This window comes from Sphingosinicella sp. BN140058, assembly GCF_004135585.1.
Lineage (GTDB): Bacteria > Pseudomonadota > Alphaproteobacteria > Sphingomonadales > Sphingomonadaceae > Allosphingosinicella.
Genome location: NZ_CP035501.1, coordinates 3,947,629 through 3,967,765, shown reverse-complemented (window position 1 = coordinate 3,967,765; position 20,137 = coordinate 3,947,629). Strand labels below are relative to the sequence as shown.

At 61.4% G+C, this 20,137-nt stretch carries 20 protein-coding genes; 7 read left to right on the top strand and 13 right to left on the bottom strand.

Going from position 1 to position 20,137, the window contains the following annotated elements:
- Positions 1–7: 7 nt before the first annotated feature.
- Entirely contained in the window at positions 8–199 is a 192-nt protein-coding gene (locus tag ETR14_RS17765; protein ID WP_129386913.1) for a hypothetical protein, read from the bottom strand.
- A 1,110-nt stretch (positions 200–1,309) separates the two neighbouring features.
- Between ETR14_RS17765 and ETR14_RS17760 the strand changes: the two genes are divergently transcribed.
- Together ETR14_RS17760 and ETR14_RS17755 are read left to right on the top strand one after the other, a co-directional pair.
- Positions 1,310–1,720: a hypothetical protein gene (locus ETR14_RS17760; protein WP_129386910.1), complete on the top strand. Its 411-nt coding sequence runs from the start codon at positions 1,310–1,312 to the stop codon at positions 1,718–1,720.
- Between the two features lie 522 nt (positions 1,721–2,242).
- Positions 2,243–2,986: a Crp/Fnr family transcriptional regulator gene (locus ETR14_RS17755; protein WP_129383506.1), complete on the top strand. Its 744-nt coding sequence runs from the start codon at positions 2,243–2,245 to the stop codon at positions 2,984–2,986.
- A gap of 1,062 nt (positions 2,987–4,048) precedes the next feature.
- Here the strand turns inward: ETR14_RS17755 and ETR14_RS17750 are convergent.
- The 6 genes from ETR14_RS17750 to ETR14_RS17725 all read right to left on the bottom strand — a co-directional run bounded on the left by ETR14_RS17750 (position 4,049) and on the right by ETR14_RS17725 (position 7,209).
- On the bottom strand, positions 4,049–4,366 hold the full coding sequence (locus tag ETR14_RS17750; RefSeq protein WP_129386907.1) for a hypothetical protein: 318 nt from the start codon (positions 4,364–4,366) through the stop codon (positions 4,049–4,051).
- A gap of 228 nt (positions 4,367–4,594) precedes the next feature.
- Positions 4,595–4,813 carry a hypothetical protein gene (locus tag ETR14_RS17745; protein WP_165356509.1) on the bottom strand — a complete coding sequence of 73 codons (219 nt, stop codon included), beginning with the start codon at positions 4,811–4,813 and terminating at the stop codon, positions 4,595–4,597.
- A 183-nt stretch (positions 4,814–4,996) separates the two neighbouring features.
- Positions 4,997–5,659, bottom strand: a complete 663-nt coding sequence (locus ETR14_RS17740) for a hypothetical protein (protein WP_129386901.1) — start codon at positions 5,657–5,659, stop codon at positions 4,997–4,999.
- A 172-nt stretch (positions 5,660–5,831) separates the two neighbouring features.
- Positions 5,832–6,134, bottom strand: coding sequence for a hypothetical protein (locus ETR14_RS17735; protein WP_129386899.1), 303 nt, complete (start codon positions 6,132–6,134; stop codon positions 5,832–5,834).
- A gap of 220 nt (positions 6,135–6,354) precedes the next feature.
- Entirely contained in the window at positions 6,355–6,717 is a 363-nt protein-coding gene (locus tag ETR14_RS17730; protein WP_129386896.1) for a hypothetical protein, read from the bottom strand.
- A gap of 198 nt (positions 6,718–6,915) precedes the next feature.
- A complete protein-coding gene (locus tag ETR14_RS17725; RefSeq protein WP_129386893.1) occupies positions 6,916–7,209 on the bottom strand; it encodes a hypothetical protein in 294 nt (97 codons plus the stop codon).
- Positions 7,210–7,598: 389 nt separating this feature from the next.
- Between ETR14_RS17725 and ETR14_RS17720 the strand changes: the two genes are divergently transcribed.
- A complete protein-coding gene (locus tag ETR14_RS17720; RefSeq protein WP_165356508.1) occupies positions 7,599–8,372 on the top strand; it encodes an energy transducer TonB in 774 nt (257 codons plus the stop codon).
- Between the two features lie 255 nt (positions 8,373–8,627).
- Here the strand turns inward: ETR14_RS17720 and ETR14_RS17715 are convergent, their stop codons facing one another.
- Positions 8,628–8,882, bottom strand: a complete 255-nt coding sequence (locus ETR14_RS17715) for a hypothetical protein (RefSeq protein WP_129386887.1) — start codon at positions 8,880–8,882, stop codon at positions 8,628–8,630.
- A 97-nt stretch (positions 8,883–8,979) separates the two neighbouring features.
- Positions 8,980–9,282, bottom strand: coding sequence for a hypothetical protein (locus ETR14_RS17710; protein ID WP_129386884.1), 303 nt, complete (start codon positions 9,280–9,282; stop codon positions 8,980–8,982).
- Between the two features lie 883 nt (positions 9,283–10,165).
- On the opposite strand from ETR14_RS17710, the gene ETR14_RS17705 reads away from it, so the two are divergent.
- Complete coding sequence (locus ETR14_RS17705) at positions 10,166–10,987, top strand: hypothetical protein (protein WP_165356507.1); 822 nt, start codon at positions 10,166–10,168, stop codon at positions 10,985–10,987.
- A gap of 228 nt (positions 10,988–11,215) precedes the next feature.
- On the opposite strand, the gene ETR14_RS17700 is transcribed toward ETR14_RS17705, so the two are convergent.
- The 3 genes from ETR14_RS17700 to ETR14_RS17690 all read right to left on the bottom strand — a co-directional run bounded on the left by ETR14_RS17700 (position 11,216) and on the right by ETR14_RS17690 (position 14,194).
- A complete protein-coding gene (locus tag ETR14_RS17700; protein WP_129382883.1) occupies positions 11,216–12,652 on the bottom strand; it encodes an IS1182 family transposase in 1,437 nt (478 codons plus the stop codon).
- Positions 12,653–13,474: 822 nt separating this feature from the next.
- Positions 13,475–13,717, bottom strand: a complete 243-nt coding sequence (locus tag ETR14_RS17695; protein ID WP_129386875.1) for a hypothetical protein — start codon at positions 13,715–13,717, stop codon at positions 13,475–13,477.
- Positions 13,718–13,885: 168 nt separating this feature from the next.
- The gene (locus tag ETR14_RS17690) at positions 13,886–14,194 is read right to left on the bottom strand and encodes a hypothetical protein (protein WP_129386872.1); all 309 of its coding nucleotides are present in this window, start codon (positions 14,192–14,194) and stop codon (positions 13,886–13,888) included.
- Positions 14,195–14,419: 225 nt separating this feature from the next.
- Here ETR14_RS17690 and ETR14_RS17685 point away from each other — a divergent pair, with 225 nt between their 5' ends.
- Entirely contained in the window at positions 14,420–14,908 is a 489-nt protein-coding gene (locus ETR14_RS17685) for a hypothetical protein (protein WP_129386869.1), read from the top strand.
- A 164-nt stretch (positions 14,909–15,072) separates the two neighbouring features.
- Here the strand turns inward: ETR14_RS17685 and ETR14_RS17680 are convergent, their stop codons facing one another.
- Positions 15,073–15,354 carry a hypothetical protein gene (locus ETR14_RS17680; protein WP_129386866.1) on the bottom strand — a complete coding sequence of 94 codons (282 nt, stop codon included), beginning with the start codon at positions 15,352–15,354 and terminating at the stop codon, positions 15,073–15,075.
- Between the two features lie 419 nt (positions 15,355–15,773).
- On the opposite strand from ETR14_RS17680, the gene ETR14_RS17675 reads away from it, so the two are divergent.
- Both ETR14_RS17675 and ETR14_RS17670 read left to right on the top strand, forming a co-directional pair.
- The gene (locus tag ETR14_RS17675; protein ID WP_129386863.1) at positions 15,774–18,203 is read left to right on the top strand and encodes an AAA family ATPase; all 2,430 of its coding nucleotides are present in this window, start codon (positions 15,774–15,776) and stop codon (positions 18,201–18,203) included.
- Positions 18,203–20,062: a UvrD-helicase domain-containing protein gene (locus tag ETR14_RS17670; RefSeq protein WP_129386860.1), complete on the top strand. Its 1,860-nt coding sequence runs from the start codon at positions 18,203–18,205 to the stop codon at positions 20,060–20,062. Before ETR14_RS17675 ends, ETR14_RS17670 begins: the two co-directional genes overlap by 1 nt.
- Positions 20,063–20,137: the final 75 nt, after the last annotated feature.

Sequence of the window (20,137 nt, the reverse complement as noted above, 5' to 3'; positions counted from 1 at the left end):
AAACTAATTACGGACGCGTCGTCGGAACGGCAACCGTTCGGAGCGCATCGTAGCGTCCGATCTGGCGCATCGCCAAGGTCAGGCGGCCACGCGTAAGCTGACCGTCGCCGGCGCAGCCGCCGTCGCTCTGGGTAACAGCCGGGTAGAGTGGAAAAGCGACATAGCGGTCGTTCCGTTCCTCCGCATCGGCTCGCAACACAAGTAGGTCATCATCAAAACTTGCGACCTTGCCGCATCCTGTGGCACTTTCAGCGCTCGGCGTGGGGATGCTTCGGATGCACAAGGGAATTGGTATCTCCAAACCGGTTGTCGCCTTGGAAATCTGCCAGGCTGACTGGGCGTCTTCGATGCCACGCTATCACGACATAGGCTCGGATGAGGATTGTATTCGTAGGTGTAGATCAGGCTCTACGTTTTTAGCGTTGGGGCAGCTAGCTGCAAGAACTGTGAAATCATCCTGCCGTTCTCTTTGTCTTGGCTTCACCATGCTGCTGGTCTCTTGCGAAAGGCCTCCAGCAGCGAATTCTCCCAAGCAGATTACTCTGCCAGACGAAGTGTGGGGCAACCCGTCTAGAGTCGGAAGATACAGTCCAATGGACATTCAAGAAGCTAAGGCCCGCATTCTTGGCAAACGAATAACATACGGTCCAGGGTACGCAGAGACATTCCATTCAGATGGGAGTGTGACAGTAGAGCGCGACCTAGGCGTGGTACTCTTTATGCAATGGATAATAGTCAAAAACGCCTTATGTGTGCGTGTTCCGGAATCGACCAGTGCGGCGGATTGTAGGTGGTTCTACAAGGATAACCAAGGGGCACTCGGCCAAGTTTGGGTTGGGCACTCTGTAACGCCGGTCCCCGTAACGATCGAGATCTGATTGAGCAGTCTTTGAATGTTGCGGCCGCTAGTTGATTATATATCTCACGGTACGGGGCCTTGGGCGGGCCGTCGGCAACCACGCCGCCGATCCGAACACATCATGCGAGCCGATCATGGAGCCAGCTTACGAACTGGTTGGATGTCCGAAAAGGGTCGGAGCACGTCTTAGGTCGCGACATCGCGCGCGCCATCGGCCAAGGTCCGGGTGCCGCGCCGAAGCGGACCTTCGCAGCAGGATGGCCTGGCGATCGCCGCGGCGCCGCTTGGGCGTGAGTTGGTGGGGCCGGGCGTTGCAGTCGCCCTGCATCGATGCGATGTTGCTCTAGCTGAGGCGGAGGGGCCATGATCAGGCCTCTTAGGCCAGGTTACAGGCGGGTACGTAAGAGGTGCCTGAGCCCGTCGAGCTTAGGAGGTTAGAGAAGACACTGAATGAATAGAATTGCGCAGATGTTTGCTACTATCTGGAAATTATTTGTTGTACTTGGTTTACTCGTTTTCTGTATGACTTCGCTCGTCTGGTTGCCCTATGGAAGTCGTGCGCTATTTGTTGCAGGGGTGACAATTTGTGTATTTTCTGCCCTTTCAAAGAGACCGGCAAGATATATTAGATTCCTGTCATCGCTTCTGGGAGCGATATTGATCGGCTGCGCGGACTTCTCTGCAGGATCCGCTTGTATCGCGGATCCGGCGCTCTGCACTGACCGCGCCAATCCCCTCCAGGAATATTTTCTCAGGGGCGCTTCCGTGACGATCATCTTATTTCTCGCGTTCTCGGGTGCGATCTGTTTGGAGTGGATCGCATTGCGAGCGCAGGCTTCTGCAAAGACGCCCGATCACTGAGCCGCTATCAACGGGGACCGACCTCGATGGCGGTGACGCAGCGCGACCATCGTAGGATCTCAGGTCGGCGGGACGATCACCGATGACGACGCACGTCGGCGCGCGAGGGACCAAGCTCGTAGAAGGTCGCCCGTAGACTTCATCCTACCGGGCTGGGCGCAACACGACGTGATCTCCCGCTTTCTCCTCCAGTTTGAGCTAGTGTCGACTTATTGCGGATACGAGCAAGCTGTAGCGAGGCGTCACAAGAAACTGCGGAGTTGACGGTAAGAAACCTCCAAATTGCAACCTCCGACGCGCACCACAGCTATGTCCGGAAAGGGTCGGAGGCGGCGGTAGCGCCCTGATCCCGCTCGTGGTCGCGACATCGTCTGCCTACCTCGCGGAAGCGGACGTAGCCGTTGCCGGCGCCGCTCTCGCGGGCAACAGCAGAATCGGGTGGTAAGCCGACGTTCCACTCGTGGCGGAAGACGGGCTTCTTGATGCTTGAGTGCGACGCAATTCATCGATAGTTGTCCAGCCATGCTGTATAACCCGCTGACCTGTAAACTGGAGCAAGTGGTCGACCTTGCCCATGAGGATCGGGTGCTCGTTGATGCGCTTTGCTCGGAAGATGTAACGGAGGTGGGCGCAAAGCGAGACATCGTCCGCAATGGTGAAGTTCCCGACAAAGTCCATTTGATTCTTGAAGGTTGGGCAGCACGTTACACGGTGCTACCTGACGGGTCGCGCCAAATTACCGCGTTCCTGATCCCGGGCGACTTTTGCGACCTCCACGTAGACATCCTAGAGAAGATGGATCACGCCATCGGTGCACTGACGCCGTGCAGGGTCGCCCATCTCGATCCTGAAGTGCTGGAGAGGATCACCTCGGAGAGAACGGCGCTAACAAAGGGCCTGTGGAGAATGACACTGATCGACTCCGCCGTCCTTCGGGAGTGGATCGTCAACGTGGGTCGTCGCGACGCTTATGAAGCCGTCGCTCACATTCTCTGCGAGATGCACCTGCGGATGAAGGCGGTTGGCCTCGTAGAAGATGATACCTTCAGCCTCCCTATCACGCAGGAAGAGCTTGCGGACGCGACCGGCATGACAGCCGTGCACATCAATCGGACGCTCAAGAGGCTTCGTTCAGAGGGGCTGGTCGAACAGCATCATCGTGAAATGACCGTTCTCGACGTTGGCGGCTTACGCGAGGCCGGTGGCTTCAACGACGATTACCTTCACCTTCGCCAATCGCGCAGGGGAAGAGGACATCCTGCTTAGATGTCCGAAACGGGTTCGTCCGCGCTGTAGCGCGGTGATCGCGCTCACGGCGGCGCGAACGTCGGCCTGGCGCGCGTAACCGGACCTTCGTCGCGGCGCCGCTTGATCGCGCCGGGAACAGCCGGCGAGCGTGGAAAGCGGTCATAGCCGCGATAAGCACGAACTGGTGGTTTGCCGCTGTCGGACTTCCATACGAGGAGCGCGACAACCGACATCTCGGCGTTGAGGGAGAGGTGCTCCTCCAGTATCCCTCCGCAGTGAGACGTCTATCAGCCGCGCGACAACACCAGACGGTATTGAGCCTGCGGCAACCTGTTGGAGACCACATTGCTGACCGATTTTTTCATCGCAACAAGGGACGACGCTGTCGCCATATCAGAGGGTGGTTTCCGCGCCCCCGATCATAGCACGCGCAACGCCGATAATTCGGTCCTCGCGGGTCTCTGGGGCGCGGTCGACCACCTCGCTGCACCTGCCCGACTGAGCGGTGAGGAGTTTCTAGTTGCGATGGGCTCGCCGGAGGGCCCGTGGGTTTTTGATTTGCCGGACGAACTAACGACACCCCTGTCAGAGCTACCGGAAGCGGAGCTTCTTCCGGTAGCAACTCGCTGGGCAAAGTCTGAGGAACTTTCGCACTATGGAGCTTCTGGACCAGACATGGTCCCCTCGCTTGTGCTCCTGAAGCGACTGGCCAACGAGGCCCGGTCAAGCGGCCTAAGGCTGCTGCTGCGGATATCTCTATAGAACCTCCCTGCCTCCCATCAGCCAACAATGGGCCAGTCGTGGTGGGAGCTTTGTTCGGCGTGGGGAAACGACGCTTCGTCAAGTGATTTCCGAGGGGCGGTGTTTTGGTTCCAATCCATACCTGACCGTTGATCGGTTGCTGGCGATCGCGAACGGACGCCTATGACCGCCGTGGCTCGAGGTACGTCCTCGGTCCCCACTTGGCGCACGCCGACGGCGAACGGCAGGGTGCCGCGCGGAAGCGGACCTTCGCCGGCCCGCCTGGCGATCGCGCCGGGAACAGCCGGACCGGGTGGAAAGGCGACATTGCGGCGCACGTCAGAATGTGTTGTCGGGGTCCCAGTCGCGAAGGGCGTTCGCCACAGGCAAACCGAGGCTCTGCCGATTATCGAACGTCACTTGCCTGCCGTCGTGCTCGCGAGCGATCAAAAGGTCCGTATGCGCAGTTTGCATTGCCAGTAGCAGCGCTTGGACTTCGTCCACGCCACCGACTCGACGGGAGCTCGTACCTTCAGGCCATTCGATTTCGTAGCGACAGAAGTAGCTTTGGCCCTCGGCCTTCGGTCGGGAAAACCTACAGCCGACCTTTTGACCATCGACGTTGAAGGTCCTGCGTATGACGAAGCGATCATCCATACCAGGAGGATCGCAGCTCCGAACAATGACTGCAATGTCGAACCGCGGCTCTGGCGTCCTAATCCGACGAGCGGCGGCGTGACGGTCTGCCTGCTTGGCCAAACCAGACGTAGGCCTCGCCCACGCCGGCTCCCGATCGGAACAGCGGAACCGGGTGGAAAGGCGACATTCGCGCCGCGGCGCTAGCTCGAGCTCGCGCCCCAGAAATCGCACAGTAGCGAATGTGCGCTAGGCACCGTTTGCGCGGTACAGCCGCCGCAGCACCAACACGATGGGCACAGCCAATAAGGCTGCGGTTGACACTTGATCGGCATAGCCGCGGAAAAGCTGCCAGCCCGCATACTTGTCTGCGGTCGCGATGAGGAACACGCCGGAAAGGGCTACGGCTACCAGGCGATCGGTAGCGGTAGGTTGGCGCAGCGCCCTAGGGGATGAAATCTCGTTCACAGAAGCACGATATGCCATCGCTTGATTTCACACAACGTAGCTCGCTGCCGGGAACAGCTGAATGAAGTCGATTGGCGCACGCTGGCGCCCAACTTCAGGTCACCGCGGGGAACCGACATTCGTGGGATGGCGCGGCGATTGGCGCGGGAATGACAGGGCAGGGTGGAATGCGGACGTTTGCAGCTAGCGTATGGTGAGGGGAATCTCTTGATAACCAACTCGCACGGTTGGTTGATCCACTACCCACGGCAGGATGTCTTTCAATCGGTCCCTCGGTTTGTCTCGGGTGATTTCGATCACGGCCCGAACGATCCTCGGCTGATCCTCGGTCGGGACGAGCAGCCGTGTTGACATCGGATCGTTGAAGTCCCGGATTTCAGCGAGTGGAGGGAAATGATCGGACTCGATGTCAACCTGTCGCTTGGACTTTGAAACAGCTTTCCATGCCGCTCGCCAGTCCTCCCGTGCGCTGCCCCCGTTCGGCACGCCGAGATAGCGGGTGATAAGTCTACAGTGATAGTCGTCGACGGTAGCACCTTGGGTGCCGCCGGGCAGCGCAAAGAGATGGGTGCCGGGGAACGGTCCAGCCGCCTCTCCGACGACCTCGCACCCTAAGCCGGTCCAGGAGTTCGGGTCAGACATAACCCAGTTGTTGTTCGAATGAGCGTCAATCTCGTACACGGATGATGCCATACGTAAGCCGTCACTCGTCTCCACGTACACGGTCATGCGGTACCGCAGATTGTCCGCTGTTTGCCGCCGAATACACCCGGTGAGAAGCGCGAGTGCCAACAGCACACCGGCGGAACGTTGTGCTACGGATTTCATGATCGTGATACGCGCCATCAGAGCGACAACTCATCACACGCCTGCGCTATGTCCGACAAGGGTCGATCCGCGCCGTAGCGCCTGGTCGCCCACGGGGCGGCGCGGTCGTCAGCCTGCTTAGGGAAAGCGAACATAGGCCGACGCGGCAGTTTCCGCCGCCTGGAACAGCCGGATGGGGTGGAAACCGGACCTAGTTTGATCGCTGGAAGATCCCATCCTCGAAGTCGTTCAGAAGCCTACACGCATTCAGGTCATCCTTGTTGCGATACGCCGCGTAGGATTTATCCAAGATGGCGTTGAGTACGGCCCGTTTCGAAGCGAACTCCTCCTCCGGATAAGCAATCAGCACGCCTTGCCGCAGCTGCTCGAACGCCTTGTCTAACGTCATCTGCTCATCGGCGGGCAGAAAGTCGCGGTACGGGAACTGTGGAGCGTACGCCATCACATAGGCGATATGCTCCCAAAGATCGTCCACCGTTTTCATCACGAACATGCTGTCCCTCCAATTTCGAGCGAGTGGTAGCGGCGGTCTCAAGGGCAGGAAAGGGTCGGAGCAGGTCGTAGCTCCCGATTTCGAGCAGGCCCGTCGGGCGAGTCAGCCTGCCGCACGAGAGCTGACGTTCGCCACCGCGGCGAGCGGTCGCGCTGGGGAAAGCGAAATCAGATGGTATCCGGTGTTGCCGGCTACCGCGAGAGTTGGCGGGAAGGAGACGTCAGCCAGCACGTTTGGGAGCGTTGCAAAAATCGACATCCGTCAACGGCGTGGAGCAGGGGCGCTGGCGTATGGCTCTCACACAAGCCGCCGTGGTAAGCCAGCTCCGCACTTCGGGCGCTCTATGAATCTCGATCGTTCCGAATTCCATCTTTCCTATGCCCTTCTCCCAAGCGGGCATCGTAGCAGCAGCAATGCCGTGATCATTGAGGCTGGCATACACGGTCGAGAGGCACTCTGGTGAACCAGTGACTTCGACGTTGATGCGTTCGGGTGTCCCTACTTCGCCATCCGTGCAGGCGCTGGTTAGAAGAGCTGCGGTCCAGATCCAGCGCGGTGTCATCGCCCACAAATACCTGCTCATCCGGATGTCCGCCAGTGGGCTGCCTCCTGTCGTCCATGCACGCGCGCAAGGTCAGCTTTGAGTCGATCCGCGCTGTAGCGCGGCGATCGCGCTGGCGGCGGCAGGAACGTCGACTTGGCGCTCGTAAGCGGATCTTCGCCGAGGCGCCGCCCGATCGTGCCGGGAACAGACCGGGTGGATGGATTGCAGATTGAGCCATCAGGCGGGCATCTCCGCAGGATCCAGCTCCTTCAACCAAGGCTGGCTCGCGCTGGCTCGCCAGGCGGTCCAACCGGGAGGGAGATCGGCGATCTCTTGAAGATCAGGGTGAAGTTCGATGACCTGGGACATGGCTACCACCCATGTCTGCGCCTGATTGATCGGGCGCCCGTCCAGAAAAGCCCATGAATGGTCGTCTTCATAATGGGTAACGACGAGAACGGGATCACCGGCAAAAACCGTTGCGGTTGCTATGCAGGCCACGTTCGGCGACTGATCAAACATCCAAGCCATGCCGCATCTTACCCATTGACCTGGACGTCGGCTATGGGTCGATCCGCGCTGTAGCGCGGTAATCCTGTCTGTGGCGGCGCGATCGTCAGCCCGCCTGGCGAAAGCGGACCTAGCCTGGGCCGGCGCCCGCTCCGGACCGGAACAGCTGAGTCGGGTGGAAAAGCGACATAGCCGCATCGACGGAATTCGATGCTGAGCCGAGGCCTAAGCACGCGGACGTGGCGCGCGCCTTTCTCGGCGGTTATGAAACTCGCCTCGTCACACGGAGGAGACAATCATCAATGAAGCGTTTTTTCCGAGAAGCCTCACTCGCTGTGCTCGTCCTCTCGGGACAGGCACTCGCCGCTCCTCCGGGCGGGCCGCCGGGGGAGGTCGTCGCCGGATGGACCGTGAAGGCGATCGGCCCCGATCATTGCAGCCTCGATCGCACTTTTGCCGACGGAGGGCGGCTGATGCTCTTCCACAGCGGCATTGGTGATACGATCTCGATAAGCAACGACGCATGGCCTCGGCCGCAGACGGGCGGTTACCAGGTCGTCGTCGTCGGCTCGACGCGACGGACCTTGTCGGCGGATCCACGTCGAGTCGGCAGTTTCGGGCTGTATATCCCGCTCGAGGGTCTCACGGTGGCGGAGATCGCCGACGCCGCGGCGATCGAAATCCTCGCCCCCGAAGGGCGGGAGGTCGGCCGCTATGAATTGGTTGGCGCGGCGACGGCGGCGAAGCGCCTGTCGGCCTGCACTGCGAAAGCCGCGGTGTTTGATTGGGCGGCGGTCGCACCGCCTGCTCCCCCGCCGTCGCCGCCTCCCAGCGGATATCGGCATGTGACGATGGCAAAACCCGTTCTCCCGCTCTCTGCAGTGTTCGCGGACGCCGTCTATCCTCCCGCGGCATTGGCCGCCGGCGAGCAGGGTACTGTGAGATTCGTGCTCGCTGTGGATGTCGCTGGCCGGGTCGCCGACTGCACCATCTCTTCGTCAAGCGGCTCCGAAACTCTCGACATGGAAACCTGCCGACTTATGCGCGAACTTGCACGTTTCGAGCCCGCGCGGGATGCCGCAAAGAAGCCGGTCGCGGACAGCTTCTTCAGCCGTGTAACCTGGCGTCTGCCCCCGCCGGAGACAGAGGCTGCAGCGAGCGCGCCGCTCGGACCTACGCCATAAGCGGTGGCTTCCAGAGGGCGTCCGCCTTCCCGTCCGATGTACGATCGGACGCAGAAGTGGGCGAGCCTGTATGTGCCCAAGTTCCAACACGTCGTTTGGGCGAACCCGTTGCGAGCCGCCCAACGATCTCGATCGGCTTACGCCGCTGGTAGAACGTCAGGCTGCGCGCGCAAAACCGCAAAACCGACATTCGCGGCCGCAACCTTCGATTATGCTGGGAACAGCCGGCTGGGGTGGAAGCCGGACATTGCAATGTCAGAGGCTACGTCGAAAGTCTTGCCTTTCGAACGGGAGCTTCGCTCGAGGGCGATAATTCATCTTCCACTCGGATCGTAGGCAGATCCACCCCAGGATGGTCATGGCCCAGCAGAAGCCGTATCCGACGATCACCAGCGTGAAGCGAAAGGGGGTTCCGGTCGCACCCACGTGACCTAGGCGGCGCAGCTCGATGCTTCCGTCGAGCAGGTTCAATCCCACGACCATCAGCCCGATCGTGCTCAAGACGATCATTAGCAGCAGCTTCCACGGCCTGTGCCTCAACTCCACACCCGCCACCTTCCGCAAGACCGTCACGTCCCCTTGTGGCGCCGGGAGCGTTGCAGGTTCGTTAAGCGGTGCTCCGCAAGTCGTATAATGATCGGAGCCAGTCGACGGTCTCGGTCTGGCGCATGCCGCAGCCCAATGTCAGACCGCCGCGCAGAAGCTGACGCTCGCTGCCAGCGCGCTGGACCGTAGCGGGAACAGCCGGGTGGGGTGGAAACGCGACATCGCTCGTGCAACGATGCTCGTGAAGCGTGCAACGATGCTCGTGGAGGTAGCCGATGCGTGTTTCCGTCTGCTTGGGCTTGGTGGCGCTTTTCAGTTCGCCGGCAATTGCCTGCGACACCGGTCCCTTTCCGGTCCAGTTCAAGGGCCCGGGCGCGGCAACTGAGCTTACCTCCGCGGCGAAGCAAGTTCTCGACAACCAGGTCTACCTTTTGCGAATGGGGGCAGGAGGCCGGGTTCTTGTCACCTTCTACGTCCCGAAACGGGAACCCCGTTCCGCAGCGCAAGTGCGTAGCGCGCGCGAGCGAGCGATCCGCTCGTATCTCTCGAGCCAGGGGCTTGCGACGGGGAATTTATCAGTGAGAACACGCCAAGGCCCACCGCCTCCTGATGCACGAGTTCGTTCTGAAGCTTTGACAGGAGTGGCCGTCGAACTGATCTCAAGCTGCGGCTGAACGGAACGGCTTCGTTGGTCCGCTTCGGGTCGCAGGCGGCTGTAGGAGCCCGGGCGACGTCGGCCAGGCGCGAACGTCCGCCTGTCGCGCGCAGCCGGACGTTCGCCGCCGCGGCTCGCGATCGCGCCGGCAACAGCTGACTCGGGTGGAAACGCGACATTGGGCGCCGAGCGCTAATTGGCTGCGCGTGGGCCGCTTGTTGCCGTTCGTTCACGATCGTATCGCCTCAAAGTAGACGCTGGAGAGATCATCTGGACCGGCTCCGGCTGTGACAAGCAATGGTCTAGCCCGGCGCCGGCGCGTCTTTAGGGGCGAAGCCGGGCGCCCGACCCCATCTGGCGCACACCCATTCCTGGGGTTAGGCTGGCAGCCGAAATCCCACGTTGTCGTGCGCGTCGACAAACAAATTCACCAACTCGGGCGATGAAAATGAACGTTCTCGGCATCTGTTCTGCCCTGCTTCTATCCTCCCTCGTCGCTCATTCTGCGGCGCCGGGATCACCTGCACGTTCAGATGGAGAGTGGGCACCCCCCCCGGTTTCGATGGAGCGCAGGTCACAGACGCTTTCTCGAATGCGCTTCGTGACCCCCACTGCGGAAGCAGCGCCGGGATCGCCGGCACGTACCGATGGAGAATGGGCGCCCGCGCGGGTCTCGTTGGAGCGGAAGTCACAAACGCTATCTCGAAAGCGCTTCGTGACCATCACTACGGAGAAGGTATACCCGCTTTCGTTTGACGCCGAGATTGCGCAGCTTGGTTTTACCCCATCGCCTTCGACCGAGACAATCATCGTAAGTCAGATCGAGATTCCGGAAACGACGTCGGAACGCGCCTGGAACGCCTACATGGCTCGCAGCGCCTCGGAAGCGCTGAGGATGGCCTATAAGGGGGTAACCGACGGAACGGCCACACCGCAGCGCGAGGTGTCCGTCGAGGCCTCCGCCCGGGTCATTGCTGTAGCCCCGGGGATCATCGCAGCGGAGCTCAGCTCGACCACGTTTCTACACGCGAACCCAAAATCTTGGGACAGCCAGCATGCTTTCCTCTGGTCAGTAAGCGAAATGCGTCCACTGACTGCTGACGACTTGTTTGACCCCGCCACATCATGGTGGACGAAGTTGGTTCCGGCTGTCCTGCGCGCAGCCTACGGAGAACCAGTAACGGAAACGATTGCAGATTACGAATCCCTCGAAAGATCGCAAACGCCTCGCCTCCTGCGTGAGGGGATGTGTCTGAAGTTTCACGAAGATGCTAATGGCGCGCATGTGCTTTGGCAGCCGCAATTTATACCTTGGCGGGAACTCCGTCGCTATGTTCGTAAGAACCTGTTGTTTGATCTCGAACAAGTCGAGGTTAGCGGTACCGGTTGGGAAAATTGTTCTGAACACGGCTAGCGTTCATTGCTTCTGCCGGCAGGTGCCGATGTTGGGTAAGGATCGGAGCATGTCCTACAGCCCCACATGGCACGGGCCGGCGGTGAAGGTCAGGGTGCCGCCGGGACGCGGACTTCCGCCGGGTCACCTAGCGATCGCGCCGGGGACAGCCGAGCAGGGTGGAGGCTGTGTGAAAACGCCGCCGGGCTGATTTCACGGAGATGATGTGAGCGCGCGCGGTGACGCTTGTCAGCGTCCGACCGCCGCCAACGCTGCCGGCATGCCCAGGATCGCGATCACGCGCTTGATGTTGTAGGCGAGGACGCACAGGCTCATCTCGGTTCCTACGTTTTTTAGCCCTTTGGTTCGGAAGTGGGTGGCCCCCATCCACTGCTTCAAGGTGCCGAACGTGTGTTCAACGGTTTGCCGCCTGATCCGCATGGCATCGGGCATTTTGTCGATGCGCTGCTGCATCGCATCGAGCACGTGCTCGTGCTCCCATCTCCTGATCCGGCGCTCTTTGCCGGTGGTACACTTGGCTTTCATCGGACAGGCGGCGCACGAGCTTGCCCAATAGACGTGCAGCGTCTTGCCGGCTTCGACGCTGTCGAAGCGGTAGGTCAGCGTCTCGCCGGCCGGGCAGCGATAGGTGTCGGTGTCGACGTCGTAGATGAAGTCCTGCTTCCCGTAGCGACCTTGCGCCTTGGCCCCTGAGGTGAGCGGTTTGGGTATGATCGGCGTTGCGCCCAAGGCCTCGCAGGCGCGCACCTCCTCGCCGCCATAATAGCCGCGGTCTGCGAGCACGGTCAGGCGTTCGCCGTCCATCTCTGCCTTGGCCTTACGGCCCATGTTGGCGAGCTGAGAGCGGTCGTGGCCAAGGTTGGTTACATCGTGGGCGACGATCAGGTGATGCTGCGTGTCGACCGCGGCTTGCACATTGTAGCCGACCATGCCGGTGCCCTTGCCATTGGTGGCCATTGCACGTGCATCCGGATCGGTCAGCGAGATCTGCCCGTCAGGCACGTCGGCGAGCGCCGCCTCCATGTCGCGCAGAGCCTGCATCTGTTCGCGTAGCCGGGCTAGGCGTTCGTTCAGCCGTACCGAGCGCAACGCCGAAGTCTCGTCGTCCTGACGATCGGCCGTGTCGAGCTGAGCGAGATAGCGCGCGACGCTCGCGTCGACCTGTTCGATCCGGCGCCGAACCGCGTTGGGCGTGAAGTTCTTGTCGCGCGTGTTCACCGCCTTGAACCGCGATCCATCCACGGCAACGACGCCGCCGGCGAGGAGGCCCATCTGTCGGCACAGCAGCACGAACCGGCGGCACGTCGCCTTGATCGCATCACCATTGTCGCGCCGGAAATCCGCAATCGTCTTGAAATCGGGAGCCAGCTTGCCGATCAGCCACATCGCCTCGACATTGCGTCCGGCTTCACGCTCGAGCCGGCGGCTCGACAGAACCTGGTTGAGATAGCCGTACAGATACAGCTTCAGCATGGTCGCCGGATGATAAGCGGGTCTGCCCGTTGCCGCAGGGCGGGCACCGGTGAAGCCTAAAGCAAGTAGATCGAGTTCGTCGATGAAGGCATCGACCAGCCTGACCGGATTATCCGCACCGACATAGTCGTCCAAGCATTCCGGCAGAAATGCCGCTTGGCGCCGGTCCTGTCCCTCGACGAAACGCCCCATCCGGCCCTCCCTCGCATCGACCGGATCCTATCACATCAGCACGTTTTCACACAGCCTCGGTGGAAGTCGGACGTAGCCCAGCATAGGCTGCGGCGTGACAAGGTAGCGCGAAGGGAAGCGAGGTTGATACCGACGGTTCTTTTTCTCACGGCGGCGCTGGCGGGGGCCGGTCTAGAGGACGCTACGGACCGGCTTTTCAGTGCGCAGGCACCACAAACGTGCGAGGCCCTGCAGGCGGCATTTACAGCGGCAGTCGACAGCAAGAACTTCACGTTCCCCTCCGTAGTGCTCGCTGACGAGGGTTCCCTGGGGCTATTGGCAATGCGCGACGGGATTTCGGTTGCGGTTCAGAAGGGCTTGGAGTTGAACACTCGAGAATCCGCTGAATTAGCGACGAGCCTAAAGTCCTTCAGGCACCCGGGTTTCCTGCCCTTATGTCGCTGGACGGGCGCGCTTAGATCGAACGACGCTGAGGCAGGCCGTGGAATGGCGACCTCCTTCTCGAAGCCGATTTTCTCACAAAACGGGCGCCTTGCCCTGGTCGAAGTTTCCTTCAGCGACGAGACGGGGGCCGGATATGGCAGAATGTGCGTTGCTCGTGCTGGCAAACCGACATGGAATGCCAAATGCATCAACAGTTGGATCACTTGACCCGTGGGCTGCGGGTGAAAGCGCATTGACGTCTGCAACGGGTCGGAGCACGTCCTAAGTCCACGCATGGCGCGCGCCCGCGGCGAACGTCAGGCTGCTGCGCGAGAGCGGACGTTCGCGGACGCGGCGTGAGTTGCCGGCGGGAACAGCTGAATCGGGTGGAAACCGGACCTAGGACGGGGATCGCGTGGTCGCTCTCAAGACCCAGTAGAGGATAGCGGCACCGAGCCACACGACGCTGCCGAACAGCAGCTCCTGCGACCATTCGAACAGGTGGAATGTCGTCACGTTCGAGCCGTCGTGCCAAGCGGCTAAAGGCCACACGACACGCCACAGGAAATCGAACGCTGCCCAAATGGAGAGTGCGAACGGCACCAGCCATCCCATGGAAAAAAAGATCAACCAGATGCGCACGACGGCGAGATTACCTTTTCAGCTGACGGCTGCAATGGGGTTGAACCCGCTCGACCGTGTCGATTTCGCGCACGGCGGCGCTGAACGCCAGGCAGCTGCGCCGGATCGGACATTGGGCAATTTCGCGCCTGGCGGCCGCCCGAACAGCCGAACAGGGTGAAATCAGACCTACCGAGTCAGGCGCTCGAGTTCCTGCAGCGCTAGGAGTGCGGGTCCGTACCAAGCTGCGTTGTGCAATCGACCACCATCGAGCTCGGCAGTGCCAAATATTTCCTCTACGTCGTCAAAGGAAACGACGTAGCGGCCGATGCGTGCCACAACGAATGCGCGTTCAATCTGGCCGGAGCGCTCGATCTCCGCGGATTTGGGATCGATGAGATAGGCCGAAAGCCGATGCCTCAGGTCTGGTTCGATGCCGACCCAGTCTTTAGCGAGCGCTACCAACACCTCGCTCTTGGTTGCTGGTTCCCAATCCATCTCGTAGCTGTAAGCGGCTGCCCGTCCGCAATGCAACGTCTGCTGCGGGTCGATCCGCGCTGTAACCCCCTGATCCCGCCGGTGGCGGCGCGATCGTCAGCCCGCCTGGCGAAAGCGGACGTAGGCCGGGGCGCCACCGGCTCCGGACCGGAACAGCTGAATCGGGTGGAAAACGGACATGACAAAGATCGTTGCGCCAGCCTACATGGCCCTTGGAGGAAACCCATGGGGCACAACATCAGCGCTGTAATCGGAGGAGCTGAAGCGGTTGCCCGAGTGGTCGAAGCTGCTCGGTCCCCTGAGCCTACGCCGTTGCCAGGCGGCCTGCTGATCGCTCCTCTTGGCCACGAACAGATCGATCGCCTGACGTGCCTTCGCCCCGGTGCAAGAATCGACGGCTTCAAGTCTTTATCCGAAGGCCTTGAGAGAGCCGTGTCAGCGGCAACTGGCGCCGGCAGGCTCGCCTACGTAGAGACGAACTATTTCGGCAGCACCGGCTCACAAGCGGCGTGTGTGTTTTCGCAAGGAAAGCTGGTGTTCCAATCCGCCTTGCCCGTCAGTCGCGCTGCCGTTTCCCGCACCGATCCGATTAACGTCGCCCTTCGCATGATCGGGGTCGAGGCGGAGATAGGAAAAGATGAGTTCGATACGCTGGGCCTCGACCGGTTCCGTGACCATGAGTCGCTTGGCTTGACAGAGTGGGACGACGACTGATCGCTTCAACTTCAACTTCCGCTTGGGTCGGACTCGGTCGACCGTTCAATTCGGTGCACGCCAAGGCCGAATGTCAGCGTGCCACGTGAGAGCGGACGTTCGCTGGCCCGCCTTGAAATCCCCGCGGGAACAGCCGGGCAGGGTGGAAACCGGAAGTTCCAAAGTCAGCCGGTGATGGAGTGCAGTTCTCGGAGCATCGCTGCGATATCCTCATTCTTGTCCGGTCGGGCTCGCAAGCCCATTCGGTCCCTTTCGACCGATGTGAGATAGTCGGCCACTTCCCGATCCGGTGTGCCCCGCTCAAGCATGGCGAGAACAGTCAGGGCGTAGCTGTCATATTCATCAGCGGCTTCTGGGATGCCCCGCACACCAATTGGGTCCCAGGCCCAATGCAGCACGACCTCCACCCTTCGAAGTTTGGCTCTGCGCTCCGTTCGCTCGCTCATGCGGAGTGTCTAAGGTAGACGCTGATTGTTCGCAAAGGGGCGATCCGCGCTGTAGCAGCCCGGCGCTCCACAGCCGGCGCGAACGTCGGCCTGTCGCGCGCAATCGGACAGCCGACAAATGAGACTGGTGCGCTGAGTTCCCGTGGAACCGACGCTATAGCTTCAGATTGAAATGGCGCGCAAATTGTTGGAGGATGCGAAGTGCGTAGCTTCCCCGTACGCGAGCATCGCCGACGGGCGATGCTCGTCGGGCGAGGAACGCGGAGCAGCAGCGGCGATCATGCACCTTTTTCTTGCTTTCGCGCATCATCGGAAGCTCTCGAGCCGCGGCCCTACTCCCGCGAATGTGTCGAGCTCGATGGCACATCATTGGTTGTCGCTTCGCCCGCGCGCTCCTAAGCTGAGCCCGGGGGGAACCAATGCACATCAAACACATCGAGATCAGCAACTTTCGGAAGCTGCGTGCCGTCCGCATCGACCTGTCGGACGAGAAGACCGTTTTTGTCGGTGCTAACAACAGCGGCAAGACCTCAGCCATGGTCGCCCTGCGCAAGTTCCTGGTTGACGCCGACGACTTCTCGCTGAACGACTTCACCCTCCCGCATTGGCAGAAGCTCGACGAGCATGCCGAGGCTTGGGAGAAGGCATATTTAGACGACCAGCCGCTCCCAGCAATTGCTTGGGACGACCTGATGCCCAGCCTCGACATCTGGCTCCATGTCGAGGCCACCGAGCTGCGCTACGTCAAGAAATTCCTCCCAACAATTGAATGGACCGGCGGCCTGTTAGGCGTTCGTCTGCGGTATGAGCCCAAGGAGGCTGAGGCGCTCCGCCGCGACTATTTGGCCTGCCGCGCGGAGGTCATGGACACGCTGTGCAAGGCGCAAGTCGCTGATAGCCCTTCTTCGGCCACGGGTGGTGCCGCGGCTGCGCCCACCCTCTCTGAGAGCGGGGTGGAAGCCCCGCTGGCGGGAGATGAAATAGCCGTGGTGGTCACGTCCGCACCATGTGGAGGCGACCAGAAGGGTAACCTGGAGGTGCCACTCTGGCCTCAGAGGATTACCCAATACCTGCAGCGACGGATGCGAGGTGCCTTCGGCATTAAGGCGTACCTGCTTGACCCGGACCAGCTCACCGATCCGACCAACGGCGAGGCTGATCCCCAACCGCTGAATCCCTTCAACCCGGCGCTCGAAAGCGACCCTTTACGCAAGCTGATCCGGGTAGACGAGATCGGCGCGCAGCGCGGTCTGGGTTTCTCAGCGGGGCGGACGGACGATGAGGACCGAACTCAGCCAGGAGGACGGCGCCTGTCCAGCCAGCTTCGCACCTATTATGCGAATCACCTTGATCCCTTCGACAAGCCCGAGCCGAAAGACTTCGAGGCACTGCGATCTCTGGAGGAGGCGCGGCTGGCGTTTGAGAAACGTCTTGAAACCTGCTTCAAGGCCGCGCTGTCCGAGCTGCAGGGGCTCAACTATCCGGGCGTTACCGACCCTCGGCTGAAGCTGAGCAGCGTCATTCGACCAATCGACGGCCTCAATCACGCGTCCGCGGTCCAGTACGAGGTCCCCACAACGGGCGCCGATGCCTCGTCAGCGCACTGTCTGCCAGAGGAATCCAACGGCCTAGGCTACCAAAATCTGGTCTCAATGGTCTTCGGCCTGATGAGTTTCCGCGATCGTTGGATGCGGGTCGGTAAGGCGGGCACCGCGGTACGCGACGAGAACTACTTCATCCCGCCCCTGCACTTGGTTCTGGTCGAGGAGCCGGAGGCCCACCTTCACGCCCAAGTTCAGCAGGTCTTCATCAAAGAGGCGTACAATGTTCTGCGCCGACACGACCGCCTTGGCGAGACCAAAACGCATCGTACCCAGCTCGTGGTCAGCACGCACTCCAGCCACATCGCTCATGCCTGTGAGTTCGAGTGCCTGCGCTACTTCCGCCGTCGGCCAGCCGACGCGGCAAGCGGCGCGGTGCCGCTGGCCAGCGTGATCAACCTGTCGACGGTGTTTGGCGGGGGCGACGACACCGCACGGTTTGTCGTCCGCTACCTGAAGGCCACCCACTGCGACCTTTTCTTCGCCGACGGCGCTATCCTCGTTGAAGGGCCGGCTGAGCGAATCCTCGCGCCGCACTTTGTTCAGACGCGCGCGGCCTACGATCATCTTCGACGCTGCTACATCAGCTGGTTGGAGGTTGGCGGCAGCCATGCCCATCGGCTTCGGCCTCTCCTTCACGCCCTGGCGCTTCCCACCTTGATCGTCACCGATCTCGACGCAAAGCACCCCAAGAGTCGGGTCGCCGTGCCGCCGCGGCGGGGCGCGGGCCTGTTGTCGCGGAACGACACTTTGAAGACCTGGGTCCCAAAGGAAGAGAACCTCGACGCCCTGCTCGACGCGAAGTTCGACGACAAGGTCCATACTGATGACAGCGGCTACGCCGTCCGGGTCGCCTATCAGCAGCCGCGCCGAGTGAGCCTGAAGGGCGCGGCGCTGGCCGAGGCGCTGGCCAATACGTTCGAGGACGCCTTGGTCTATGAGAATCTTGTAATCTTCCAGGGCCTGGCGGGCACAGGCCTGATCGCCAAATTCCGGAACGCTATCGCTGCGGCGGCGGACCTGCCCTCGCTCGCCGCTGACGTCCAGGGGTTCTTGGACAAGGGTAAGGCCGAGTTCGCGCTGAACCTGCTGTACGCGACCTACAAGAAGCACGTCGACGGTACCGAGACGACCGCAGACGTGATCGACGACTTGGTTGTCCCAGCCTATATCCACGACGGGCTTCTGTGGCTGTCGGGTGAACTGGAGCGTCGTGAGCTGGAAGTGCCGATGGGGGCTGCGGCGTGATGGACGTGGTGATTGCGCCTGACAACGTCGATCTGGATAGAGGCGCCGACGAGGTGATCGCCCAGTGCCTGGACCTGAATGCGCCGCAGAGCTTTTTTCTGTTCGCCGGCGCGGGGTCGGGCAAGACCGGCTCCCTGGTTCGAGCCCTTAAGTCCGTCCAGACTCGTTTTGGTCGGGAGCTTCGCTTCTCCGGACGGCGGGCGGCGGTGATCACCTACACCAACAAGGCCCGCGACGAGATCGAGCGGCGTTTGGAATTCGATCCGATCATTCAGGTCAGCACCATCCACAGCTTCGCCTGGCAGCTCATCGGTGGACTGGACCGCGACATTCGCGAATGGCTTCGCGGCAACCTCGCGCTGGAGATCGCGCACCTTAGGATGGCTGAGGCCAAGGGCCGGGCCGGCAAGGCCTCGGAAACGAGAAAGGTGAAGCTCGCTAGCAAGACACGGCGGCTAGAGCGCTTGGACGAGGTGCGTCGCTTCAACTACAGCCCGACAGGCGAGAATCGCGGACAAGCCGCGCTCAGCCACGGTGAGGTGCTGAAGATCGCAACCGAATTCCTCGCGAAGCCGGCCATGCGTCACATTCTAGTCGGCGAACATCCAATCCTACTGATCGACGAGAGCCAGGACACCAATGGTCTGCTACTCGACGCGCTCTTTGCCGTCCAGGCCGCGCACAGGGACGTCTTCGTCCTGGGCCTTTTCGGCGACATGATGCAGCGGATTTACAGCGATGGACGCAAGGGGCTTGGTGAGGACCTTCCTCCAGACTGGGCCAAGCCGAAAAAGCAGCTAAATCATCGCTGTCCCAAGCGGGTCGTTGCCCTGCTCAACAAGATCCGCGGTCCGGTCGATGCACAGGTCCAGACACCCCGCACGACGGCGATCGAGGGTTTGGTGCGGCTGTACGTGCTGCCGGCGAATACCGCCGACAAGGCCGGAGCCGAAGCGGTGATCGCGGCGCGCATGGCCGAGCTGACCAATGACGCGGCATGGCACGAGGCGTCGGGATCCAAGCGTCTGATCCTCGAGCACAAGATGGCTGCTCGACGGCTAGGCTTCTATGAGCTCTACGCGCCGTTGTACGCCGTGGACAGTTTCAAGACAGGCTTGCGGGAGGGAACGCTGCCTATCCTGCGTTTCTTCACCCATGACGTCGCGCGGCTAGTCCAAGCGCAGCGGGCGGACGATCGCTTCGCCGTTGCGCGCTTGTTAAGGGACAGCTCGCCCCTGCTCGCGTCCATCGAAGATGGGGAGGTCGCTGACATGCGTACGACGCTGGCGGCGGTGGGTAGAGCTCTGGGCGAGCTGATGGACCTGTTCGAGAACAGTGCGGACCCACCGCTGGGTGACGTGCTTCGCACCATCGCCGGGAGCCGGCTCCTGTCTATTCCCGAAAGCCTGCAGCCCAGCGCCCTCCGGAAGACCGCGAGCCAACCCGCGGACGCCCACGACGAGGAGGCTGACGATGAGCGGACCGCCGCAATCGACCAGTTCCTCCAGGCCCGGTTTTCGCAAGTACCCGGGTACGATGACTACGTCTCAGGGAGGGCCGCGTTCGACACCCACCAAGGCGTGAAGGGTCTGGAGTTCCCGCGGGTGATGGTGATCATGGACGACCTGGAGGCCGGCGGCTTTACGTTTAGCTACGAGAAGCTGCTCGGCGTTAATGGCGCGGCTAACGAGGTCACCCAGCGCCTCTTCTACGTCACGTGTAGCCGCGCTGAGGAAAGCTTGGCGCTCGTGGCCTACAGCGCCGATCCGGAAGCTGTTCGGCGCAATGTTATCGCCAGTGGCTGGCTCGAACCGCGCGAGGTCGAGGTGATGAATCCCAGCGTTGACAACTCCCGCTGATGTGTGCTGTCATCCTTCCCTTGGAGGCGAGCCTCAGCTCGCGGCGGCGCGCTGCGTCGTTCGTCCCGACGCTTG